We start from the raw sequence: 21,338 nt of genomic DNA, 5'->3' as shown, positions 1-21,338 counted from the left end.
GTGAGAGTGAACTTATGAGCTTGAATCCTAGAGACGTTGTGATCGTCGACTTCGGTCGTACTCCGATGGGCCGCTCCAAGGGCGGCATGCACCGCAACACCCGCGCTGAAGACATGTCGGCGCACCTGATCAGCAAACTGCTGGAACGCAACAGCAAGGTCGACCCGGCGGAAGTCGAGGACGTGATCTGGGGCTGCGTCAACCAGACCCTGGAGCAGGGCTGGAACATCGCGCGCATGGCGTCGCTGATGACCCAGATCCCGCACACCTCTGCAGGTCAGACCGTCAGCCGTCTGTGCGGCTCGTCGATGAGCGCGCTGCACACCGCTGCGCAAGCGATCATGACCGGCAACGGTGACGTGTTCGTGGTCGGCGGTGTCGAGCACATGGGCCACGTGAGCATGATGCACGGTGTCGATCCGAACCCGCATATGTCGCTGTACGCGGCGAAAGCCTCGGGCATGATGGGCCTGACCGCTGAAATGCTCGGCAAGATGCACGGCATCACCCGCGAACAGCAGGATGCTTTTGGCGTGCGTTCTCACCAGTTGGCCCACAAGGCAACTGTGGAAGGCAAGTTCAAAGATGAAATCATCCCGATGCAGGGTTACGACGAGAACGGTTTCCTGAAACTGTACGACTACGACGAAACCATTCGTCCGGAAACTACCCTGGAAAGTCTGGCGGCGCTCAAGCCGGCATTCAATCCGAAGGGCGGTACCGTGACGGCGGGCACTTCGTCGCAGATCACAGACGGCGCCTCGTGCATGATCGTGATGTCGGCGCAGCGCGCGCAGGACCTGGGTATCCAGCCGATGGCGGTGATCCGTTCGATGGCAGTGGCGGGTGTGGATCCGGCGATCATGGGCTATGGTCCAGTGCCAGCGACCCAAAAAGCCCTGAAGCGTGCGGGCCTTGGTATCAACGATATCGACTTCTTCGAGCTCAACGAAGCTTTCGCTGCACAGGCCCTGCCAGTGCTGAAAGATCTGAAAGTGCTCGACAAGATGAACGAGAAGGTTAACCTGCACGGCGGCGCGATCGCCCTGGGTCACCCGTTCGGTTGCTCCGGTGCGCGTATTTCCGGCACCCTGCTGAACGTGATGAAGCAGAATAGCGGTACCTTCGGGGTGGCCACTATGTGCATTGGTCTCGGCCAAGGTATCTCCACCGTCTTCGAACGCGTTTAAGCGTCTCGTCGATGGAAGCCGGGGCCCAGTGCCCCGGTTTTTGTTTTTGGGTTTTTTATTTATTTTTGAAATGATTTCAGTGAGGGCCGAAGCATGCCGATACAACCTGGGCTCTATCAACATTACAAAGGTCCGCAATACCGTGTATTCAGTATTGCGCGGCATTCCGAGACCGAAGAAGAAGTGGTCTTTTACCAAGCCCTGTATGGCGATTACGGCTTTTGGGTGCGCCCGCTGAGCATGTTCGTCGAGTCGGTCGAGGTTGACGGCGAGCAGGTACCGCGCTTTGCTTTGGTGCAAGCCGAACCGAGCCTTTTTGACGAGGTTTGAGGCGACTGCGCAGAGAACCCTGCGCTTGACCTCACCTTGTATCAACTATATATAGCGGTGCCGCGTCAGGCGCCAACCGCCTTTCACTTCTAGAATTCAGGAATTTTCTGATCCATGGGCAAATCGCTGGTCATTGTGGAATCCCCGGCTAAGGCCAAGACCATCAACAAGTATCTGGGTAACCAATACGTGGTGAAGTCGAGTATCGGCCATATCCGAGACCTGCCCACCAGCGGTTCGGCTAGCGCCAGCAAAGAGCCAGCCGCCAAGCGTGGCAAGGCGGCTGCGGGCGAAGGTCCGGTGCTCTCGCCGAAAGACAAAGCTCGCAAGCAGCTGGTCTCGCGTATGGGCGTCGATCCCGAGCACGGCTGGAAAGCCAAGTACGAGATCCTTCCGGGTAAAGAGAAGGTCATCGAAGAGCTGCGCCGGCTCGCCAAGGATGCTGACACCATCTATCTCGCAACCGACTTGGATCGCGAGGGGGAAGCCATTGCCTGGCACCTGCGCGAAGCCATCGGTGGTGATGACAGCCGCTACAAGCGCGTGGTGTTCAACGAAATCACCAAGAAGGCGATTCAGGAAGCCTTCTCCGAGCCGGGCGAGCTGGACATCGATCGTGTCAACGCCCAGCAGGCGCGTCGCTTCCTCGACCGCGTCGTCGGCTACATGGTGTCGCCGCTGCTGTGGGCCAAGATCGCCCGTGGTCTGTCCGCCGGTCGTGTGCAATCGGTAGCGGTGAAACTGGTGGTCGAGCGTGAGCGCGAAATTCGTGCGTTCATCCCGGAAGAATACTGGGAAGTGCATGCCGATCTCGGCACTGCCAAAGGCTCGACCGTGCGTTTCGAAGTGGCTCGCGAAAAAGGCGAAGCCTTCAAGCCGCTCAACGAAGCCCAGGCCATGGCTGCGCTGGAGAAGCTCAAATCCTCCAGCTACAGCATCGTCAAGCGCGAAGACAAGCCGACCAGCAGCAAGCCGTCGGCGCCTTTCATCACCTCGACCTTGCAGCAGGCCGCGAGCAACCGCCTCGGTTTCGGCGTGAAGAAAACCATGATGATGGCCCAGCGTCTGTACGAAGCCGGCTACATCACTTACATGCGTACCGACTCGACCAATCTCTCGGCCGACGCCGTAGCGATGGCGCGCACTTACATCGAAGACGAGTTCGGCAAGAAATACCTGCCGGAATCGCCAAACGTCTACAGCAGCAAGGAAGGTGCGCAAGAGGCTCACGAAGCGATTCGTCCCTCCGACGCCAACACCACACCGAGCAAACTGGCGGGTATGGAGCGCGATGCCGAGCGTCTGTATGAGCTGATCTGGCGTCAGTTCCTCGCCTGCCAGATGCTGCCGGCGCAGTACCTGTCGACCACCGTCAGCGTTGGCGCTGGCGACTTCGAGCTGCGCGCCAAGGGCCGTATCCTCAAGTTCGACGGTTACACCCGCGTGATGCCACAAATTGCCAAGCCCGGCGATGACGACGTACTGCCGGATATGGCGCAGGGCGATGTGATGAAGCTGATCAAGCTCGATCCGTCGCAGCATTTCACCAAGCCACCGGCGCGCTACTCCGAAGCCAGTCTGGTCAAGGAAATGGAAAAACGCGGCATCGGTCGTCCTTCGACCTACGCTGCGATCATTTCGACCATTCAGGATCGCGGTTACGTGACGCTGCACAACCGCCGTTTCTATTCGGAGAAGATGGGCGACATCGTCACCGAGCGTCTTTCCGAGAGTTTCTCCAATCTCATGGACTACGGCTTCACCGCCGGCATGGAAGAGAACCTCGATGACGTGGCGCAAGGCGAGCGCGACTGGAAAAACGTACTGGACGAGTTCTACGGCGACTTCAAGAAGAAACTCGAAGTAGCGGAAAATCCGGACAGCGGCATGCGCGCCAACCAGCCGGTCATGACCGACATTCCGTGCACCACCTGCGGCCGCCCGATGCAGATTCGTACTGCCTCGACTGGCGTGTTCCTCGGCTGCTCGGGCTACAGCCTGCCGCCGAAAGAGCGCTGCAAGGCCACGGTCAACCTGGTGCCGGGCGATGAAATCGCAGCGGACGACGAGGGTGAATCGGAATCGCTGGTACTGCGTGGCAAGCATCGTTGCCCGATCTGCAGCACGGCGATGGACGCCTACCTGCTGGACGAAAAGCGCAAGTTGCACATCTGCGGTAACAACCCGGATTGCGCCGGTTATGAAATCGAAGAGGGCAGCTATCGCATCAAGGGCTATGAAGGTCCTAGTCTGGAGTGCGACAAGTGCGGCAGCGAGATGCAGCTCAAGACCGGTCGTTTCGGCAAGTTCTTCGGTTGCACCAACCCGGAGTGCAAAAACACCCGCAAACTGCTGAAGAGCGGTGACGCAGCGCCACCGAAGATGGATCCGGTGAAGATGCCTGAGCTGAAATGCGAAAAGGTCAACGACACCTACATCCTGCGCGACGGCGCATCCGGTCTGTTCCTGGCCGCCAGTCAGTTCCCGAAAAACCGCGAGACCCGTGCTCCGCTGGTAATCGAGATTCTGCCGCACAAGGACGAGATCGATCCGAAGTACCACTTCCTGTGCGAAGCTCCGCAGAAGGATCCTGACGGTCTGCCGGCGGTCATCCGCTACAGCCGCAAGACCAAGGAGCAATACGTGCAGACCGAAGTCGATGGCAAGCCTACAGGATGGAAGGCGTATTACGACGGTGGCAAGTGGACAGTTGAAGACAAGCGCAGCGCGAAGGCCAAGGCTGAGTAAGCGTTAGTCTGAACAGCGAAAAGGCCGCATGAAACCTTAAGGATTTCATGCGGCCTTTTTGTTTTGTGCTTGCGGTGGCATTGGCTGATCCACGACACTGTCGGGCCTGTGTGAAGCAATTATTTCGTTGTGGAGGCTGCCGTCATGGCCCACGAACTCTATACCCGCACCAACCAGAAAATCTATTTCGCCGGCCTGTCACTTGAAGCTCTGGCTCGTGCTGAAGAAGGGCGGGCGATGAATTCTCTGGCGCTGATTCAGGCCGGGCGTGAGTCGGCGCTGTTCCACCTCTACGGCGCACTGCTGGGTCTGTGTCATGAGATTGCCGGTTTTTACCGGCTACCGCAGGCCAATTCGCCGAGGGCGGAGGAGTTGCTGAAGCAGGAAGTTCTGGAATCGATCGCTATCCCGGAGCTCGCAGAAATGGTCGAGCTGGCCGGTAATCCGGAAACCTGGCTGGCCAAACTGCTGGCGGCGCACGCGGCACTGTTTCAACCTCCCAGGGTGCCACGCAAGCCGAAAGGCGACGTGACACAGCCGCTGATTCAGGCCATCAACCTGGATGAAGAAGAGGCGTCAGAAGAGCTGACTCGAGAGGAACTGGAGAGCTGGCGACAGAGCCTCAAAGGCTTGGCCATTAGATTCCGTGAAGGCTTGAACGAGTGCTGACGGGGTTTGATGCAGTGGCAATCAGAAACATGCTGCTGGTCAAGATCCCGAGCGAAGCTCGAATGATGTCTATATAATCGCTGCCTTTCGTGGAGAACAGACTTATATGCCAACGTCCTTTCTAGAAATTGTCGAGTTACCAGACGGCCGAATCGAACTGCGCAGGGCTGAGGACGAAGGCTCCCTGGTGACGCTGGATTTCTCCGAGGATGCCAAGGCGTTCCTGCAAGGCCAGCACGTCGAAATTGCCAAAGCGATGCTGAGCGTCGGCGTGCAGATGGCGGGGCGTATGGTTGAAGGCGAGTTTGATAAGGAAGAGGGGCCGCGGGTTCTTCATTGATCCACGCCTTGACCTTTTCTCGATCGCTTGCACTTCAGATCGGCTTCTCTATCCATGGAGAAGCCCTGCGCTTCACACAGCCCGCATCACCAGGCAATTACCCCAAACGAATGTTCAGACTCTGAGCTTCGCCCGTACGCGCGGCGCTGATCAGTTGTTGCCGCGAGTTGGCGTTCAACGGGTTGAGCCAGGTCACCACGGTATGGCTGCGACCCAGGCGCAAAGCTTCGCACGCCAGTTGCTGAGCGCTTTGAGTGCCCCGCGGTTGCAGCAGCAGAATGCGTTCGCGATTCAGTCCGGCATCGCGCAGCCAGGTTTGCGTCAGGCTGGCGGGCGGAGCGATCAGCGTCAGCCAGCGAGCATCCTGATCCTCGCTGAGCTCGCGCAGGATCGGCGCGAGCAGGTTCAGGCAGTTCCCGGCAGCACCACGCAGTGACAGTTCACTGAAGGCATCGGGTTTGGCATTCCAATCACGCTCGACCACGTCTTTCAGAATCGGCGCCATAGGCTGGGCCAGAAACGCTTCGAATAAAGGCAGTTGTGTTTGCTGAGGTGTGTGTGGGAACTGCATGGAGCCTCCTTTAGCGGCGAATGACGCCGACACTCAAGCCTTCAATCACCAGTTCCTGATCTTTCAGGTCGACTTCGATAGGGGCAAACTCGGGGTTTTCGGCGATCAGCCAGACTTTGCTGCCTTCCCGCTTGAAGCGCTTGACCGTGACTTCGTCGCCGATACGGGCAACCACGACCTGGCCGTTACGTGCTTCACGGGTGGTATGGACGGCCAATAGATCACCGTCGAAGATGCCGATGTCCTTCATGCTCATGCCGTGCACACGCAACAGGTAGTCGGCGCGAGGATGGAAAAAGGTCGGGTTGATGTTGCAGGATTCTTCGATGTGCTGCTGGGCGAGGATCGGCGCGCCGGCAGCCACTCGGCCAATGATCGGCAGGGTGGAGTCGTCGGCCTTGGCTTCGAAGCCGGGAATACGGATGCCGCGGGAAGCGCCGGGCGTCATCTCGATCGCGCCCTTGCGGGCCAGGGCCTTGAGATGTTCTTCCGCCGCATTGGGCGATTTGAAACCCAGTTCCTGAGCGATTTCCGCACGGGTGGGCGGATAGCCGTTGTCTTCTAGGCAACGTTTGATAAAGGCCAGAATCTCGGCTTGGCGTGGCGTCAGCTTTAGCATATTGATCGCTCTGTCTTTTTATACAGTGACTGGGATTATATACAGTGAAGCGCTCTTGGCAATGGGCGTTTTTTTGCCGCCCGCCGAGCGGTCGCCAAGGGCGCTTATTAATGCTGTGGTCTTGTGTGGTTAAATAGCTGACCGACCATTCCCAAAACGAACCGGCAGGCTTGACAAGGCACAGGCTGAAACGTATGTTTCAAACAAGTGTTTGTCAGGCGGAGTAGCCATGGCCCAGTCGGAAACCGTTGAACGCATTCTTGATGCTGCCGAGCAGTTGTTCGCGGAGAAAGGATTCGCTGAAACCTCATTGCGTTTGATCACCAGCAAGGCTGGCGTCAATCTGGCTGCGGTGAATTATCACTTCGGCTCGAAGAAGGCGCTGATCCAGGCGGTGTTTTCGCGTTTTCTCGGACCATTCTGCGTCAGTCTCGACAAAGAGCTCGAGCGCCGTCAGGCCAAGCCGGAAAACAAGCCGACGCTCGAAGAGTTGCTGGAAATCCTCGTCGAGCAAGCACTCGTCGTGCAGCCTCGCAGCGGCAACGACCTGTCCATCTTCATGCGCCTGCTCGGCCTCGCGTTCAGTCAGAGCCAGGGCCACTTGCGGCGTTATCTGGAAGACATGTACGGCAAGGTGTTCCGCCGCTACATGCTCCTGGTCAACGAAGCGGCGCCACGCATTCCGCCGATCGAGCTGTTCTGGCGCGTGCACTTCATGCTTGGCGCCGCCGCGTTCAGCATGTCCGGGATCAAGGCCTTGCGCGCGATTGCCGAAACCGATTTCGGCGTCAACACGTCCATTGAGCAAGTGATGCGCCTGATGGTGCCGTTCCTCGCCGCCGGCATGCGCGCCGAAACCGGCGTTACCGATACAGCCATGGCCAGTGCGCAATTGCGGCCGCGCAGCAAATCCACGCCGGTCGCCGCCAAGGTTTGACCGCGCACGGGTGGGCGCGGCAGCGGGGATCCGCTAAGCTAGCCGGCCATGCCGACTCTCGTACTGAACCCGATCTGCATGAGTTCTGCTGACCGTCCGGGCGCTGCCCACGGTAGCGAACACAGGCAGGTCGGGTTTTTCGTTTTCAAGGAATCTCTATGACTGCTGGCCTGCAAGGCTCGTTGATGGTGGACGTCGCCGGTACCTGGCTGACGGCCGAAGATCGCCAATTGTTGCGTCAGCCCGAAGTGGGCGGCCTGATCATTTTCGCCCGTAACATCGAGCACCCGCGCCAGGTGCGTGAACTCAGCGCGGCTATCCGTGCGATTCGTCCGGATCTGTTGCTGGCGGTGGATCAGGAGGGCGGGCGCGTGCAGCGCCTGCGTCAGGGTTTCGTCCGTCTGCCGGCCATGCGCGCCATCGCCGACAACCCGAACGCCGAATACCTCGCCGAGCAATGCGGCTGGATCATGGCCACCGAAGTGCTGGCGGTCGGGCTCGACCTGAGTTTCGCCCCGGTGCTGGATCTGGACTATCAGCGCAGCGCCGTGGTCGGAACCCGTTCTTTCGAAGGCGATCCCGAGCGTGCTGCCTTGCTCGCAGGGGCATTCATTCGCGGCATGAACAGCGCTGGCATGGCCGCCACCGGCAAACATTTCCCCGGCCACGGTTGGGCCGAAGCCGATTCTCACGTGGCGATCCCGAACGACGAGCGCAGCCTCGACGAGATCCGCGCCAACGATCTCGTGCCGTTTGCCAAACTCAGCAAACACCTGGCCGCCGTCATGCCGGCCCACGTCATCTATCCGCAAGTCGACTCACAGCCCGCCGGCTTCTCCCGGCGCTGGCTACAGGAGATCCTGCGCGGCGAGTTGCAGTTCGATGGCGTTATCTTCAGTGATGATCTGTCGATGGCCGGCGCCCATGTGGTCGGGGACGCCGCCAGTCGCATCGAAGCTGCGCTCACTGCTGGCTGCGACATGGGCCTGGTATGCAACGACCGCGCCGCTGCCGAACTGGCCCTCAGCGCCGCCCAGCGCATGAAGGTCAAGCCGTCCGCGCGTATCGCGAAGATGCGCGGTCAGGCTTTCGCCAGCACCGATTATCGTCAGGACCCGCGTTGGCTCACCGCCCTCGGCGCGCTCAAAGACGCCCAACTGATCGATTAAGGATTTTTCGTTATGACCGTTTACGCAATCATCGGTGGCACCGGCCTGACTCAGCTCGAAGGCTTGAGCATCCGCCAGTCGCTGGCAGTCGACACTCCTTACGGCGCGCCTTCGGCCGAAGTGCAGATTGGTGAGTACGCGGGCAAGGAAGTGCTGTTCCTCGCCCGTCACGGTCACCCGCACCGCTTTCCGCCACACAAGGTCAACTACCGCGCCAACCTCTGGGCATTGAAGCAGGCCGGTGCCGAAGCGATCATCGCAGTGAATGCGGTCGGCGGGATTCATTCGGCCATGGGCACCGGGCATTTCTGCGTGCCGCATCAGATCGTCGACTACACCAGCGGGCGCGAGCACACCTATTTCGCCGACGATCTGGAACACGTCACTCATATCGATTTCAGCTTTCCCTACAGCGAGCCGTTGCGTCAGCAACTGATTGCCGCGCTCGCCGCTGAAGGCTGCGAATACAGCGATCAGGGCGTGTACGCCTGCACCCAGGGCCCACGTCTGGAAACGGTCGCGGAGATCGTCCGACTGGAACGTGACGGCTGCGACATCGTCGGCATGACCGGCATGCCGGAAGCCGCGCTGGCCCGTGAGCTGGATCTGGATTACGCCTGTCTGGCGCTGGTGGTGAATCCAGCCGCGGGCAAGACCACAGAAGTGATCACCATGGCAGAAATCGAGCAGGCACTGCACGATGGCATGGGCAAGGTGAAATCTACGTTGGCACGGGTGCTGGCCAGCTAAGGACTGTCCATGAGCATTTTCATCGAGCGGCTTAAAGGGCTGATATGGACCCACGCATTCACTAGCAAGGCGTTGGCCAAGGCCCGCGCTTATGCTGCCGATGACCGGGTCGAGATCATCGAAATCGATGACAAAAAAATCGAGGCGTTCTGCGTCGGTTCGGAACTTCAGGCGTATGAGCAAAGCATCTACCTGTCCGAAGATCGCCTGGGATCGGTTAATTTGCGGTGCTTGTGTACCTGTCCCGTTGCGATCGATTGCAAGCATTGTGCAGCGGTGCTCTATCACCTGCAGGGCACTGGCGACGATACGTCTGAAAGTGACGCAGCGGTCCCCTTGGGCCGGGCCCTGGAGCATTGGCTGTCGACAATTCCCGTGCCGGCCAAGCCTGCTGAAGAAAGTGCGCAAACCGCAGGCACGCGTCTGTTTTACAAGCTCAAACCGACGCCTGCGAACGGCAAGTGGCTGCTCGATATTTTCAAGGTCTATCAGCTCAAGAGCGGCGAGTTGCGCGAAGTAAAACCGATGTATTCGCTCTCGGACATGCTCATGCGCCAGCCCGGCTACCTGTCCGAGCTGGATCTGCGCGTCGCCAGGCTGCTGGTCGCCATGCACTCCCATCACGCCTATTACAGCGGCTATCCGCTGGAAGGCAGCAGTGGCGCCGAACTGCTGGAAATGCTCCTGCGCACCTCGCGCCTGTTCCTCGAATTCGAAGACTTGCAGCCCCTGACGCCGGGCGCGAAACGCGTGGGCCAGTTCTCTTGGGCCGAGCAGGCCGACGGCGGCTTCCGCGCGCAGTGGAGCAGTGCCGAAGCCGCACAGGAAACCGTGCTGGCGCTGGAGCCGCTTTATTACCTCGATCGTGAGCAGCGACAGGTTGGCCCTCTGTTCAGTGAGCTGGAAGAAAAACTCGCCTGCCATTTGACCCTCGCCCCAGACATTCCGGCGCGTCAGGCCATGCAGTTCAGTCATCGCATGAGCGCGACGACCAGAATCCCGCCGCCGCACAAGCTCACCGAACGAATCATCGATGACGTGCTGCCGCAGCCGCAGTTGACCCTCGTCAGCGGTCGAGAACGCTCGCGCTGGGAATACGTGCTGGAGCACCGCGCCGCTCTGCTGTTTACCTACAACGGCCATCCGGTGGTGGATCGCAACCCGGAAGTAATGATCCTCAACGGCAGCGAAACCCAGCGCATTCAACGTCAGCCTGCGCTGGAAAAGAAGCTGCGCCAGAGCCTGCAAAAGCACGGCTTCAAAAAAGCCACGCGCAAGAGCGCTATGGATCGTCCCGGCGAGATGTTTACCTTGCCGGATGATTCCGCCTGGCTCGGATTCATGCACGAAGGGCTTGCCACACTGCGCGCCGCAGACTGGAAAATCGAGATCAGTCCCGGCTTCCATTTCAATGTGCAACCGGTTGAACAGTGGTACGCCGAGGTCGAAGAAGAGGCCGGGCATCAGTGGTTTGATTTGCAGTTGGGCATCGTCGTCAATGGCGAGCGCTACAGCTTGCTGCCGATCCTTCTGCATCTGTTGCGCACCCAGCCGCGCTTGCTCGACCCGGTCAATCTGGCGCAACGCAGCGATGACGAAAAACTCCTGATCGAACTCAAGCCCAACGGTTTTGGCGATCCGGCGGGTGCCAAGGTCGCGTTGCCGCTGAGTCGGGTCAAACCGCTGATGGCGACGCTGGGTGAACTGTACCTGGGCGGACATCAGGGCGATGCGCTGCGCTTGACCGCTCCAGACGCCGCGCGCCTGAGTATGCTCGATGGCGTGCCGCTGGATTGGCAGGGCGGCGAGCGCCTGCGGTCCTTTGCCAGGCGCCTGCAGAATTCCAGTCACGCCCACGTTGCTGCGCCGGCCGGTCTCAATGCGCAACTGCGCCCGTATCAGCTCGAAGGCTTGAACTGGATGCAAACCCTGCGCGAGCTGGAGGTCGGCGGCATTCTTGGCGATGACATGGGCCTGGGCAAAACCCTGCAGACCCTGGCGCACCTGCTCACGGAAAAGCACGCCGGGCGTCTCGATTGCCCGGCACTGGCGGTAATGCCGACCAGCCTGATTCCCAACTGGCTCGATGAAGCCGAGCGCTTCACGCCGCAGTTGAAAGTGCTGGCGCTGCACGGCACCGGGCGGCAAAAAGACTTCGCCAATCTCGCCGAATACGACCTTGTGCTGACCACTTACGCATTGCTGCCCAGGGATCTGGAGACGTTGCAGCCGCAGGCGTGGAGCGTACTGATTCTCGACGAAGCGCAGAACATCAAGAACCCGCTGAGCAAAGCCGCGCAGGCCGCACGTGACTTGCAGGCCCGTCAGCGCTTGTGTCTGAGCGGTACGCCACTGGAAAACCACCTCGGGGAGCTGTGGTCGCAGTTCCATTTCCTCATGCCCGGCTGGCTCGGCGACAGCAAGTCGTTCAACCGCGATTACCGCACACCGATCGAGAAGCACGGCAACGTGCAGCGCATGCAGCACCTGACGGCGCGGATCAAGCCGTTTTTGCTGCGGCGCAAGAAGGATCAGGTCGCTACCGAGTTGCCGCCGAAAACCGAGATCATTCACTGGGTCGAACTCAGCGATGGTCAGCGCGACGTCTATGAAACGGTGCGCGTGGCCATGGACAAAAAGGTCCGCGACGAAATCGCCCGCAGCGGCGTGGCGCGCAGTCAGATCATCATTCTCGATGCGCTGCTCAAGCTGCGTCAGGTCTGCTGCGATCTGCGCTTGATCAACATGCCGCTCACGGCGAAGGCGTTGCGCTCGGGCAGCGGCAAGCTGACCAGCCTGATGGAGATGCTTGAAGAATTGCTCGGTGAAGGTCGCAGAATTCTGCTGTTCTCCCAGTTCACCTCGATGCTGGCGCTGATCGAGGAGGAGTTGCAGCAGCGTGGGCTCGGTTATTCGTTGCTGACCGGCGACACCACCGACCGGCGCACGCCAGTCAAGAATTTTCAGGGCGGCAAGGTGCCGTTGTTCCTCATCAGTCTCAAGGCCGGCGGTACTGGTCTAAACCTGACGGCGGCGGACACGGTGATTCACTTCGATCCGTGGTGGAACCCGGCCGTGGAGAATCAGGCGACTGATCGGGCTTATCGTATCGGCCAGAACAATCCGGTATTCGTCTACAAGCTGATTGCCAAAGGCACCGTGGAGGAGAAGATCCAGGCGTTGCAGCAGGAGAAGGCTGCGCTGGCCGGGGCTGTGCTTGAGGGGGGCACGACGGGCGGCTTCAAATTGGAACAGAGTGATATCGAAGCGTTGTTTGCGCCGTTGCCTGTTTCCAGAGGTTGAAGGGTTTGAACCGCGGTGAGGCCCTTCGCGAGCAGGCTCGCTCCCACATTTGATCTTCAGTGAATCTGGATCGTGTGGGAGTGAGCCTGCTCGCGAAAGCTATCTAACCGGCGACGACGATTTCAACGCTTGTCGATCTTGTCCGGCAACGGCGCAAACAGCGCTTCAATATCATCGCTCTGCAACTTCCAGTCTCCGGCCTTGCGCCCATCGAGCACGCCCGCGGCGAGGTCGGACTTTTCCTTCTGCAGGTGCTGAATCTTCTCTTCCACCGTGCCCCGGGCAATCATCTTGTACACGAACACCGGTTTTTCCTGGCCAATGCGATAGGCCCGATCGGTGGCCTGGTTCTCGGTCGCCGGGTTCCACCACGGGTCGTAGTGAATCACCGTATCGGCTTCGGTCAGGTTCAGACCGACACCGCCAGCCTTCAGGCTGATCAGAAAGATCTGACGCTTGCCGCTCTGGAATTCCTTTACCGGGGTGCGCCGGTCACGGGTCTGGCCGGTGAGCAGGGCATAGGCGACCTTGCGTTTTTTCAGTTCGTCCTCGATCAACGACAGCATCGAAGTGAATTGCGAGAACAGCAGAATCCGCCGACCTTCTTCGAACAATTCCTCAAGCATTTCCATCAGGCTGTCGAGTTTGCCCGAGGTGCTGCCGCGTGCAGGCAGGGTGGCGTCGTTGACCAGACGCAGGTCGCAGCAGACCTGACGCAGCTTGAGCAGTGCTTCGAGAATGATGATCTGGCTGCGCGCCACACCTTTGCGGGTGATCTCGTCGCGGACTTTCTTGTCCATCGCCAGGCGCATGGTTTCGTACACATCGCGCTGCGCTTCGTTGAGTTCGACCCAATGGATGATTTCGGTTTTCGGCGGCAGCTCAGTGGCGACCTGCTCTTTGGTCCTGCGTAGCAGAAACGGTTTTATCCGACCGTTGAGGTGCTGCAGCCTGACTTCACTGCCGCGCTTTTCGATCGGCACGCGGTAGTCGGCATTGAAGCTCTTCACGTCGCCGAGCCAGCCCGGCAGCAGGAAGTGAAACAGCGACCACAGTTCACCCAAGTGGTTTTCCAGCGGCGTACCGCTGAGGCACAGGCGCTGGCGCGCATTCAGGTCGCGCGCGGCCTGGGCGGCTTTGCTGTTGGGGTTCTTGATGTACTGCGCTTCGTCCAGCACCAATACGTGCAGCGGCTGTTTGGCCAAGCGCTCGACGTCTTTTGGCAGCAGGGCGTAGGTGGTGAGGATCAGATCGAAGTCGGCGAGATTGTCGAAGTGTTTCTTGCGCGTGGCGCCATACAGCGCGAGTACTTTCAGTTGCGGAGTAAAGTGCGCGGCCTCGTCGAGCCAGTTGGGGATCAGGCTGGTCGGCATCACCACCATGCACGGGCGATCGAGGCGTCCGGCGTTCTTCTCGGTGAGAATATGCGCCAGGGTCTGTAGGGTTTTGCCCAGGCCCATGTCATCCGCAAGAATCCCGCCGACTTCCAGTTGCCGCAGCGATTGCATCCAGCTCAAGCCTTCGAGCTGGTAGGGGCGCAGCGTTGCGTTCAAGCCTTGCGGCGCTTCGGCGCTGAAATCGCGGATGTCGCGCAGGCGCTGAGCGAAGGTGCGGATCTGCTCGCCGCCTTCCCACAGCAGCGGCAGGCCTTCCAGCGAATTGAGCCGGGTGGCGTCAGCCTTGCTCAGGCGCAGGGTGGTTTCGCCCGGCTCCTGCAAATAGAACTCGCCCAGCGTCATCAATACCGGCTTCAAGCGGCCGAGCGGCAGCGCCACTTGCAACGGGCCGTGCTCGCTGGTGCGTTGCGGAATGTTTACCAGAATCAATTCGTCATCGCGACGGCGGGCGAGGCGTTCCGGGTTGAGGATCTCGGTGTGCGAGCGCATCAGATTGAGCAGGATCGGCAGCAGGCTCAGGCGTTCGCCGTTGACGATAATGCCCAGTTCCAGATCGAACCAGTCGCGCTCCGGCGCCTGTTCGACGGTGGCGTACCAGTCGTCGACGGCGGTCAGGTCGAAGCCGAATTCTTCATCGATCTGCAACTCCCAGCCCTGGCTGCGCAACTTCGGCAGATCGTTGAGAGTGAAGGTCAGCCAGGCGCTGTCGTTGACCATTTCGTAAAGTTCGCCGGCGCTTTCCGGCAGAGCTTTGCTCTGCCGGGTGGCGATGCGGAAACCGAGGATGCGTAGCTGTTCGCGGTAGGACTGTTCAACATCCGGGTGGCGTTTTATCCGCAGGGTCTGGGTTTCCTGACGGATCAGGATATCGCTGTGTTTTTGCCCGCTGACGTATTCGTCCAGATAGCTGAACGACAGCGCCGCGCGGTGTTGAATGTAACGCTGCATCTTGCCGTTGCGCGGCTCGAAGGCGCTGAACTCGACGCTCGCCAGCCACAAGCGCGGCACCGGCTGCACGTTGTCCACCAGCACTTGCGGCGGCGCTTTCGGACTGCGGTTTTCCAGCACCGCCTGGAGTTTCTCCAGCAGTTCGGCATCTTTCGCGGCGGCGGGGTAGTCGAGGGTTTCCTGGATTTTCAGCAGCACCGCAGCGCAGTGTTTGCAGTTGCTGCGCACCGGACAGGTGCAGGTGGCGTCGACCAGCAGCAGGGTGGCTTTGGCTGACTCGCGCAGATGGATAGTCTGCCGGTAGACACTGCCGCCAGAACCTTCGCAACTGGCGGTGATGGTCGCATCGCCGACCTGGGCGATGCGCACCCGATTCTCCAAAGCGTAGCGACGGCCGCGCTCCAGACTCTGTTCTTTGAATCGGCTGACCCACGACGGGGCCAGCGGTTTGCTCAGGGGCGGCGGCATAAGGACTTCGATCAGTCCGGCACGACTTCAGGCGCTTCCCGCGGCGCTGGCGCGGTGAGGGAAGTGATCTTGATCAGCAAGGCCAGATGACCGTTGTCGAGGTAGTTGAGCTGGCCGTTCTTGGTGTGGCTGTCCTGGCGCAGACGCTCACTGGCGGTGACCAGGCCATTGGCGTCGATCTGATTGACCCAGAAGTCGGCGGTCACGTCGGTGAAGCGGCCGAGTTTCATTTCCAGCGTGCCCTCGATGGGGAACTGGCCGAACTGCTCCTGACCTTCACTGACTGCGACTTTCGCTGGCGCTTCGCCGAGGCTCTGCTGCCAGGCTTTGTGCATCAGCACCGTGTACTCGCCGCTGGCCGTGAGTTTGGTTACCACATCATTGAGCGCGGGCGTGCGCTGGCTGTCGTTGCCCAAACGCTGGGCGCCAGCGGCCCAGTCTTCCGGGGCGGCGCGGCTGACGATTGCGGGTACGGCATTCTGGCGCACCAGAATCATTTCGACCTGATACGTGTCATCGGCAAACGCCGCTGGTGCTGCCACTGTAATCAAGAGCGAGGCAAGCAACAAAGTCAGAGAGCGGAACAGGCGCATCGGGCGTCCTTCAAGCGGATTTCGGGATGAGGCGCTCAAACAGCGCCTCGACAGTATTGAAACGTTCTTCCGGGCGCTCCATCGGCACCTGGAATTTGAACATCGTTGCGCCTTCGAACTTGTAGCGTTTGGGCTGCGTCTGGATCAGCTTGATCAGGGTCATCGGGTCAACCGGCGTCTGCGCTTCGAACTCGATGCGCCCGCCTTGCGGCCCGCCATCGACCTTCTTGATGCCGAGCTTTTCCGCCTGCAGTTTCAACGCGGTGATCCGCACCAGGTTCTTGGTCGGCTCCGGCAGCAGGCCGAAGCGGTCGATCATCTCGACCTGCAGATCCTTGAGCCCTTCCTCATCGGTGGCCGAGGCGATGCGTTTATACAGAATCAGCCGCGCATGCACATCCGGCAGATAATCTTCCGGAATCAGCGCCGGCACCCGCAGATTGACTTCCGGGCCGCCGCCAAGCGGTTGATCGAGGTTGGGTTGCTCGCCTTTGCGGATCGACTTCACCGCGCGCTCGAGCATCTCCATATACAGGGTGAAACCGACCGCCTGAATCTGCCCGCTCTGACCATCGCCGAGCAGTTCGCCGGCGCCACGGATTTCCAGGTCGTTGGTGGCCAGGACGAAACCGGCGCCGAGGTCCTGGGTGTTGGCGATCGCCTCCAGACGCTTTTCCGCATCCGAGGTGATCTGCTGGCGCGGCGGCGTCAGCAGGTAGGCGTAAGCCTGGTGGTGACTGCGACCGACACGACCACGCAACTGGTGCAACTGCGCCAGACCGAACTTGTCGGCGCGCTCGATGATGATGGTGTTGGCGCTCGGCACGTCGATGCCGGTCTCGATGATGGTCGAGGCGATCAGCACGTTGAAGCGCTTGTGGTAGAAATCGCTCATCACCTGTTCGAGTTCACGCTCGCGCATCTGCCCGTGGCCGATACCGATGCGCGCTTCCGGCACCAGTTCGGCGAGGTCGGCGGCGCATTTCTCGATGGTCTTCACATCGTTGTGCAGGTAGTAAACCTGACCGCCACGCAGCAGTTCACGCAGCAACGCCTCTTTGACCGTGCTCTTGTTCTGCTCCATGACGAAAGTGCGCACCGACAGGCGTCGCGCCGGCGGAGTGGCGATGATCGACAGGTCGCGCATGCCCGACACTGCCATGTTCAGCGTGCGCGGGATCGGCGTGGCGGTCAGGGTCAGGATGTCGACTTCGCTGCGCAGGGCCTTGAGCTGTTCCTTCTGGCGCACGCCGAAACGGTGTTCTTCGTCGATGATCACCAGCCCGAGGTTTTTGATCTTCACGTCGTCGGACAGCAGCTTGTGCGTGCCGATAACGATGTCGATCTTGCCTTCCGCCAGATCGGCGATTGCCGCGTTGACTTCCTTGGCCGACTTGAAGCGACTCATCACTTCCACCGTCACCGGCCAGTCGGCGAAGCGGTCGCGGAAGCTGTTGTAGTGCTGCTGGGCGAGGAGGGTGGTCGGCACCAGAATCGCCACTTGACGCCCGCCGTGCACGGCGATGAACGCGGCGCGCATGGCCACTTCGGTCTTGCCGAAGCCGACGTCGCCACAGACCAGGCGATCCATCGGTTTCGGCGCGAGCATATCCTCGCGCACGGCCTCGATGGTGGCTTGCTGGTCGGGAGTTTCTTCGAACGGGAAACCGGCGCTGAACGTAGCGTAATCGGCCTTCGGGTCGGCGAAGGCATAACCTTCACGGGCGGCGCGACGGGCATAAATGTCGAGCAGTTCAGCGGCGACGTCGCGCACCTGTTCGGCGGCTTTGCGCTTGGCTTTCTGCCAGGTTTCCGAGCCGAGGCGATGCAGCGGCGCGAGCGAATCGTCGCTGCCGGTGTAGCGTGCGATCAGGTGCAGGTTGGCGACCGGCACGTAGAGCTTGGCGTTCTCGGCGTATTCGAGGGTGAGGAATTCGGCGGCCTGATTGTCGATTTCCAGAATCGTCAGGCCCAGGTAGCGGCCGACGCCGTGATCGATATGCACCACCGGCGCGCCTTCGCGCAGCTCCGTGAGGTTCTTGATCACCGCATCGTTGCTGACGTCGCTGCGCTTCTCGCGGCGACGACGTTGCATGACGCGCTGGCCGAACAGCGGACTTTCCGCGACCAGCGCCAACGCCGGGTCGTCGAGCAGCAGACCTTCGTCGAGCGGGGCGATAGTGATCGCCAGACGATCCTTGCTGGCGACGAAGTCCGGCCAGCTGTCGACGGTTTTCGGCCGCAGCTTCAGACGTTCCAGCAGTTCCAGCAGGACTTCGCGACGCCCCGCCGATTCAGCGGTGAACAGCACGCGCCCGGGGAAATCTTCGAGGAAACCTGCCAGCGCCGCCAGCGGTTGCGTGGCCTTGGCTTCGATGGCCAGATCCGGCAGCGCGTGCGCCGGGAAGCGTTCACGGCCCACGCCGCTTTCAACGTCCTGCTGACTGGCGACGACCCGCGGCCAGTTCTTCAGGCGCGCAAAGCAGTCTTCCACCGGCAGGAACAGTTCGGCCGGTGGCAATAAAGGACGCGAAGGATCGACGCGGCGTTCTTCATAACGGTTGCGCACGTCGTTCCAGAAATTTTCCGCCGCTTGCTCGATGCCCGGCAGCGAGAACACCTGAGTGTCCTGGGGCAGGTAATCGAACAAGGTCGAGGTTTCGTCGAAGAACAGCGGCAGGTAATACTCGATACCGGCCGGGGTGATGCCGCTGCTCAGGTCCTGAAAGATCGGGCAGCGGCGGAAGTCGACGTCGAAGCGCTCGCGAAAGCGTGCCTTGAAGCGGGTGACTGCGTCTTTCTGCAGTGGGAACTCACGAGCCGGCAGCAGCTTGACCGACTCGACCTTGTCGATCGAACGCTGGGTTTCCGGATCGAAGGTGCGCAGGGTTTCGATTTCGTCATCGAACAGGTCGATGCGATAGGGCAGCTTGCTGCCCATCGGGAACAGGTCGATCAGCGCGCCGCGTACGGTGAACTCGCCGTGCTCATACACCGTGTCGACATAGCGATAGCCGCTGGCTTCGAGCCGCGCGCGCATCTGTTCGACGTCGAGCTTCTGGCCGATGTCCAGCACCAGGCTGCTGCCGAGCAGGAATTTGGTCGGCGCCAAACGGTGCAGGGCGGTGGTGATCGGCACCACCAGCACACCGTGGGCCAGTTCCGGCAGGCGATAGAGGCTGGCGATGCGCTGGGAAATGATGTCCTGGTGCGGCGAGAACAGGTCGTAGGGCAGGGTTTCCCAGTCGGGGAAATGCAGCACGGGCAAATCCGGGGCGAAGAAACTCAGCTCCTGTTCCAGCCGTTCGGCACTTTGGCTGTCGGCGGTCAGCAGCAGGGTAAAGCGCTTGGCAGCGCTGGCAGCCTCGGCAATCGCCAGGCTGAGGGCGGCACCGGGCAGATTGCCCCAATGCTGTTTACCTGCTTCGGCAGGGAGTAGCGGTAGACGCAGAACAGGCACGGAAGGTTGAGCTCCAGGCGTTGCGACAAAGTCGGTAATTGTAGCGGCCTCCGGTGCCGCCTGTCAGTTGCAGACTGCGTCTATCTTCACGGTTTGGACGAAATGTAGTGGTAACCATAAAAACGGGCACTTTTTTCGTGGTTATGTAGTGCCGAAACCGCGCGGTGTTACGGAGGGTTACAGACATCGTCTAACAGTCGTCGAAAAATTGACTGCGCTGAAAGCCCCGGTTTTACTGGGCTGGAGAAAGGCGTAAATTTTTTGAACGGGATTTTGTTACCGATTGCGCGACAAGCGCGCATTGCTGAAAGGGCTTGTCGGCGGCATAATGTAGCCCCTTTTTTCTGCCCCTACATGTGGAAGGTTACCGTGACTCAGAAGCCCGACCAGTGTCTTGGTGAATGGATCGACCGTGAAGCACTCGCAGAAGCGATGATCCCGCTTATCGGTCAGCTCTACCGCAATAACAACGTGGTTAGCTCGATCTATGGCCGCAGCCTGATCAACCAGTCTGTCATCGCGATTCTCAAAGCTCACCGCTTTGCTCGCCACCGTTCTTCCGACGACAGCGAACTCTCCGTCCACGAAACATTCCCACTGCTCAAGGCCATGAGCGAGCTCAAGCTCGGCGCGGCGTCGGTGGATCTGGGCAAGCTGGCGTTCAAATTCCGCAATGAAGGCAACGGCCGCAGCGCCGAGCAGTTCGTGCGTGAAGAGATGGCTGACGTGGTTGGTCAGCAAAACGCCTCGGCCCGCAAAGGCACTGACGTTGTTCTTTACGGCTTCGGTCGTATCGGCCGTCTGCTGGCGCGCATCCTGATCGAGAAAACCGGTGGTGGCGACGGTCTGCGTCTGCGTGCCATCGTCGTGCGCAAAGGCGCCGAGAACGACCTGACCAAACGCGCCAGCCTGCTGCGCCGCGATTCGGTACACGGTTCGTTCAACGGCACCATTACCATCGACGAAGAAAACAACACCATCACCGCCAACGGTAACCTGATCCAGGTGATCTACGCGAAGAACCCGACCGAGGTGGATTACACCCAGTACGGCATCAAAGACGCGCTGCTGGTGGACAACACTGGTGTATGGCGTGACGCCGATGGCCTGGGTCAGCACCTGGCCTGCCCGGGTATCGACCGCGTTGTTCTGACCGCGCCTGGCAAGGGCAAGCTGAAGAACATCGTTCACGGCATCAACCACGGTGAAATCACCGCTGACGACAAGATCGTGTCCGCCGCTTCCTGCACCACCAACGCCATCGTGCCGGTGCTGAAGGCTGTGAATGACAAGTTCGGCATCATCAACGGTCACGTCGAAACCGTTCACTCGTACACCAACGACCAGAACCTGATCGACAACTTCCACAAGGGCGATCGCCGTGGTCGCAGCGCCGCGCTGAACATGGTGATCACCGAAACCGGCGCCGCCACCGCTGCGGCCAAGGCGCTGCCAGAGCTGGCCGGCAAGCTGACCGGCAACGCGATTCGTGTGCCGACGCCGAACGTGTCGATGGCCATTCTCAACCTCAACCTTGAGAAAGCCGCCACCCGTGAAGAGATGAACGAGTACCTGCGCTACATGGCGCTGCACTCCGAGCTGCACAAGCAGATCGACTTCGTCAATTCGCAGGAAGTTGTGTCGACTGACTTCGTCGGCTCGCGTCACGCCGGTGTAGTCGACGCTGAAGCGACCATCGTGCAGGACAACCGCGTTGTTCTGTACGTCTGGTACGACAACGAGTTCGGCTACAGCTGCCAGGTGGTTCGCGTGATGGAAGACATGGCTGATGTGAATCCGCCAGCGTTCCCGCGCTAAGCCTCAGGCTTGAATGAAAACGCCCCGG

General features: G+C 60.3%; 15 protein-coding genes. 10 read left to right on the top strand and 5 right to left on the bottom strand.

From position 1 onward, the window contains the following. Positions 1–14: 14 nt before the first annotated feature. The 5 genes from fadA to LIS66_RS17955 all read left to right on the top strand — a co-directional run bounded on the left by fadA (position 15) and on the right by LIS66_RS17955 (position 5,277). Positions 15–1,190 (top strand): acetyl-CoA C-acyltransferase FadA, encoded by a 1,176-nt coding sequence (gene fadA, locus LIS66_RS17975; RefSeq protein ID WP_016775495.1) that lies wholly within the window; start codon positions 15–17, stop codon positions 1,188–1,190. Positions 1,191–1,283: 93 nt separating this feature from the next. Next, positions 1,284–1,520: a DUF1653 domain-containing protein gene (locus tag LIS66_RS17970; RefSeq protein ID WP_123419112.1), complete on the top strand. Its 237-nt coding sequence runs from the start codon at positions 1,284–1,286 to the stop codon at positions 1,518–1,520. Between the two features lie 114 nt (positions 1,521–1,634). Further along, positions 1,635–4,268, top strand: coding sequence for a type I DNA topoisomerase (gene topA / locus LIS66_RS17965; protein ID WP_042609034.1), 2,634 nt, complete (start codon positions 1,635–1,637; stop codon positions 4,266–4,268). 144 nt (positions 4,269–4,412) lie between these two features. Continuing rightward, positions 4,413–4,937, top strand: coding sequence for a DUF6586 family protein (locus LIS66_RS17960; RefSeq protein WP_123419114.1), 525 nt, complete (start codon positions 4,413–4,415; stop codon positions 4,935–4,937). A 106-nt stretch (positions 4,938–5,043) separates the two neighbouring features. Continuing rightward, a complete protein-coding gene (locus tag LIS66_RS17955; RefSeq protein ID WP_003226592.1) occupies positions 5,044–5,277 on the top strand; it encodes a hypothetical protein in 234 nt (77 codons plus the stop codon). A gap of 97 nt (positions 5,278–5,374) precedes the next feature. Here LIS66_RS17955 and sulA read toward each other — a convergent pair whose 3' ends face one another. Beyond that, entirely contained in the window at positions 5,375–5,848 is a 474-nt protein-coding gene (gene sulA, locus LIS66_RS17950) for an SOS-induced cell division inhibitor SulA (RefSeq protein WP_064365362.1), read from the bottom strand. A 10-nt stretch (positions 5,849–5,858) separates the two neighbouring features. After that, complete coding sequence (gene lexA / locus LIS66_RS17945; protein WP_016775490.1) at positions 5,859–6,467, bottom strand: transcriptional repressor LexA; 609 nt, start codon at positions 6,465–6,467, stop codon at positions 5,859–5,861. 229 nt (positions 6,468–6,696) lie between these two features. Between lexA and LIS66_RS17940 the strand changes: the two genes are divergently transcribed. The 4 genes from LIS66_RS17940 (at position 6,697) to LIS66_RS17925 (ending at position 12,626) form a co-directional block, all read left to right on the top strand. Further along, a complete protein-coding gene (locus tag LIS66_RS17940) occupies positions 6,697–7,404 on the top strand; it encodes a TetR/AcrR family transcriptional regulator (RefSeq protein ID WP_042609037.1) in 708 nt (235 codons plus the stop codon). 158 nt (positions 7,405–7,562) lie between these two features. Continuing rightward, positions 7,563–8,573, top strand: coding sequence for a beta-N-acetylhexosaminidase (gene nagZ / locus LIS66_RS17935; RefSeq protein ID WP_064365361.1), 1,011 nt, complete (start codon positions 7,563–7,565; stop codon positions 8,571–8,573). A gap of 12 nt (positions 8,574–8,585) precedes the next feature. Further along, positions 8,586–9,323: an S-methyl-5'-thioinosine phosphorylase gene (locus LIS66_RS17930; protein WP_042609039.1), complete on the top strand. Its 738-nt coding sequence runs from the start codon at positions 8,586–8,588 to the stop codon at positions 9,321–9,323. Positions 9,324–9,332: 9 nt separating this feature from the next. Further along, positions 9,333–12,626: a DEAD/DEAH box helicase gene (locus LIS66_RS17925; protein WP_227972734.1), complete on the top strand. Its 3,294-nt coding sequence runs from the start codon at positions 9,333–9,335 to the stop codon at positions 12,624–12,626. Between the two features lie 122 nt (positions 12,627–12,748). On the opposite strand, the gene LIS66_RS17920 is transcribed toward LIS66_RS17925, so the two are convergent. From LIS66_RS17920 to mfd, 3 genes are read right to left on the bottom strand one after another with little or no spacing between them, the layout of a single operon-like run. Then, the gene (locus LIS66_RS17920) at positions 12,749–15,439 is read right to left on the bottom strand and encodes a DEAD/DEAH box helicase (protein ID WP_227972733.1); all 2,691 of its coding nucleotides are present in this window, start codon (positions 15,437–15,439) and stop codon (positions 12,749–12,751) included. An 11-nt stretch (positions 15,440–15,450) separates the two neighbouring features. Then, complete coding sequence (locus LIS66_RS17915; protein ID WP_227972732.1) at positions 15,451–16,032, bottom strand: CsiV family protein; 582 nt, start codon at positions 16,030–16,032, stop codon at positions 15,451–15,453. A gap of 10 nt (positions 16,033–16,042) precedes the next feature. Beyond that, positions 16,043–19,492 carry a transcription-repair coupling factor gene (gene mfd / locus LIS66_RS17910; RefSeq protein ID WP_227972731.1) on the bottom strand — a complete coding sequence of 1,150 codons (3,450 nt, stop codon included), beginning with the start codon at positions 19,490–19,492 and terminating at the stop codon, positions 16,043–16,045. A 354-nt stretch (positions 19,493–19,846) separates the two neighbouring features. On the opposite strand from mfd, the gene LIS66_RS17905 reads away from it, so the two are divergent. Continuing rightward, positions 19,847–21,310 (top strand): glyceraldehyde-3-phosphate dehydrogenase, encoded by a 1,464-nt coding sequence (locus LIS66_RS17905; protein WP_016775482.1) that lies wholly within the window; start codon positions 19,847–19,849, stop codon positions 21,308–21,310. Positions 21,311–21,338 lie beyond the last annotated feature (28 nt).

Source organism: Pseudomonas sp. HN2 (genome assembly GCF_020736465.1).
GTDB lineage: Bacteria > Pseudomonadota > Gammaproteobacteria > Pseudomonadales > Pseudomonadaceae > Aquipseudomonas > Aquipseudomonas moraviensis_A.
This window is presented reverse-complemented; position numbering and strand designations above follow the sequence as displayed.

Bases quoted from the DNA above. Each gene is read 5' to 3' on its own strand.
- fadA (WP_016775495.1), top strand. From the start codon at position 15: ATGAGCTTGAATCCTAGAGACGTTGTGATCGTCGACTTCGGTCGTACT.
- LIS66_RS17970 (WP_123419112.1), top strand. From the start codon at position 1,284: ATGCCGATACAACCTGGGCTCTATCAACATTACAAAGGTCCGCAATAC.
- topA (WP_042609034.1), top strand. From the start codon at position 1,635: ATGGGCAAATCGCTGGTCATTGTGGAATCCCCGGCTAAGGCCAAGACC.
- LIS66_RS17960 (WP_123419114.1), top strand. From the start codon at position 4,413: ATGGCCCACGAACTCTATACCCGCACCAACCAGAAAATCTATTTCGCC.
- LIS66_RS17955 (WP_003226592.1), top strand. From the start codon at position 5,044: ATGCCAACGTCCTTTCTAGAAATTGTCGAGTTACCAGACGGCCGAATC.
- sulA (WP_064365362.1), bottom strand. From the start codon at position 5,848: ATGCAGTTCCCACACACACCTCAGCAAACACAACTGCCTTTATTCGAA.
- lexA (WP_016775490.1), bottom strand. From the start codon at position 6,467: ATGCTAAAGCTGACGCCACGCCAAGCCGAGATTCTGGCCTTTATCAAA.
- LIS66_RS17940 (WP_042609037.1), top strand. From the start codon at position 6,697: ATGGCCCAGTCGGAAACCGTTGAACGCATTCTTGATGCTGCCGAGCAG.
- nagZ (WP_064365361.1), top strand. From the start codon at position 7,563: ATGACTGCTGGCCTGCAAGGCTCGTTGATGGTGGACGTCGCCGGTACC.
- LIS66_RS17930 (WP_042609039.1), top strand. From the start codon at position 8,586: ATGACCGTTTACGCAATCATCGGTGGCACCGGCCTGACTCAGCTCGAA.
- LIS66_RS17925 (WP_227972734.1), top strand. From the start codon at position 9,333: ATGAGCATTTTCATCGAGCGGCTTAAAGGGCTGATATGGACCCACGCA.
- LIS66_RS17920 (WP_227972733.1), bottom strand. From the start codon at position 15,439: ATGCCGCCGCCCCTGAGCAAACCGCTGGCCCCGTCGTGGGTCAGCCGA.
- LIS66_RS17915 (WP_227972732.1), bottom strand. From the start codon at position 16,032: ATGCGCCTGTTCCGCTCTCTGACTTTGTTGCTTGCCTCGCTCTTGATT.
- LIS66_RS17905 (WP_016775482.1), top strand. From the start codon at position 19,847: ATGTGGAAGGTTACCGTGACTCAGAAGCCCGACCAGTGTCTTGGTGAA.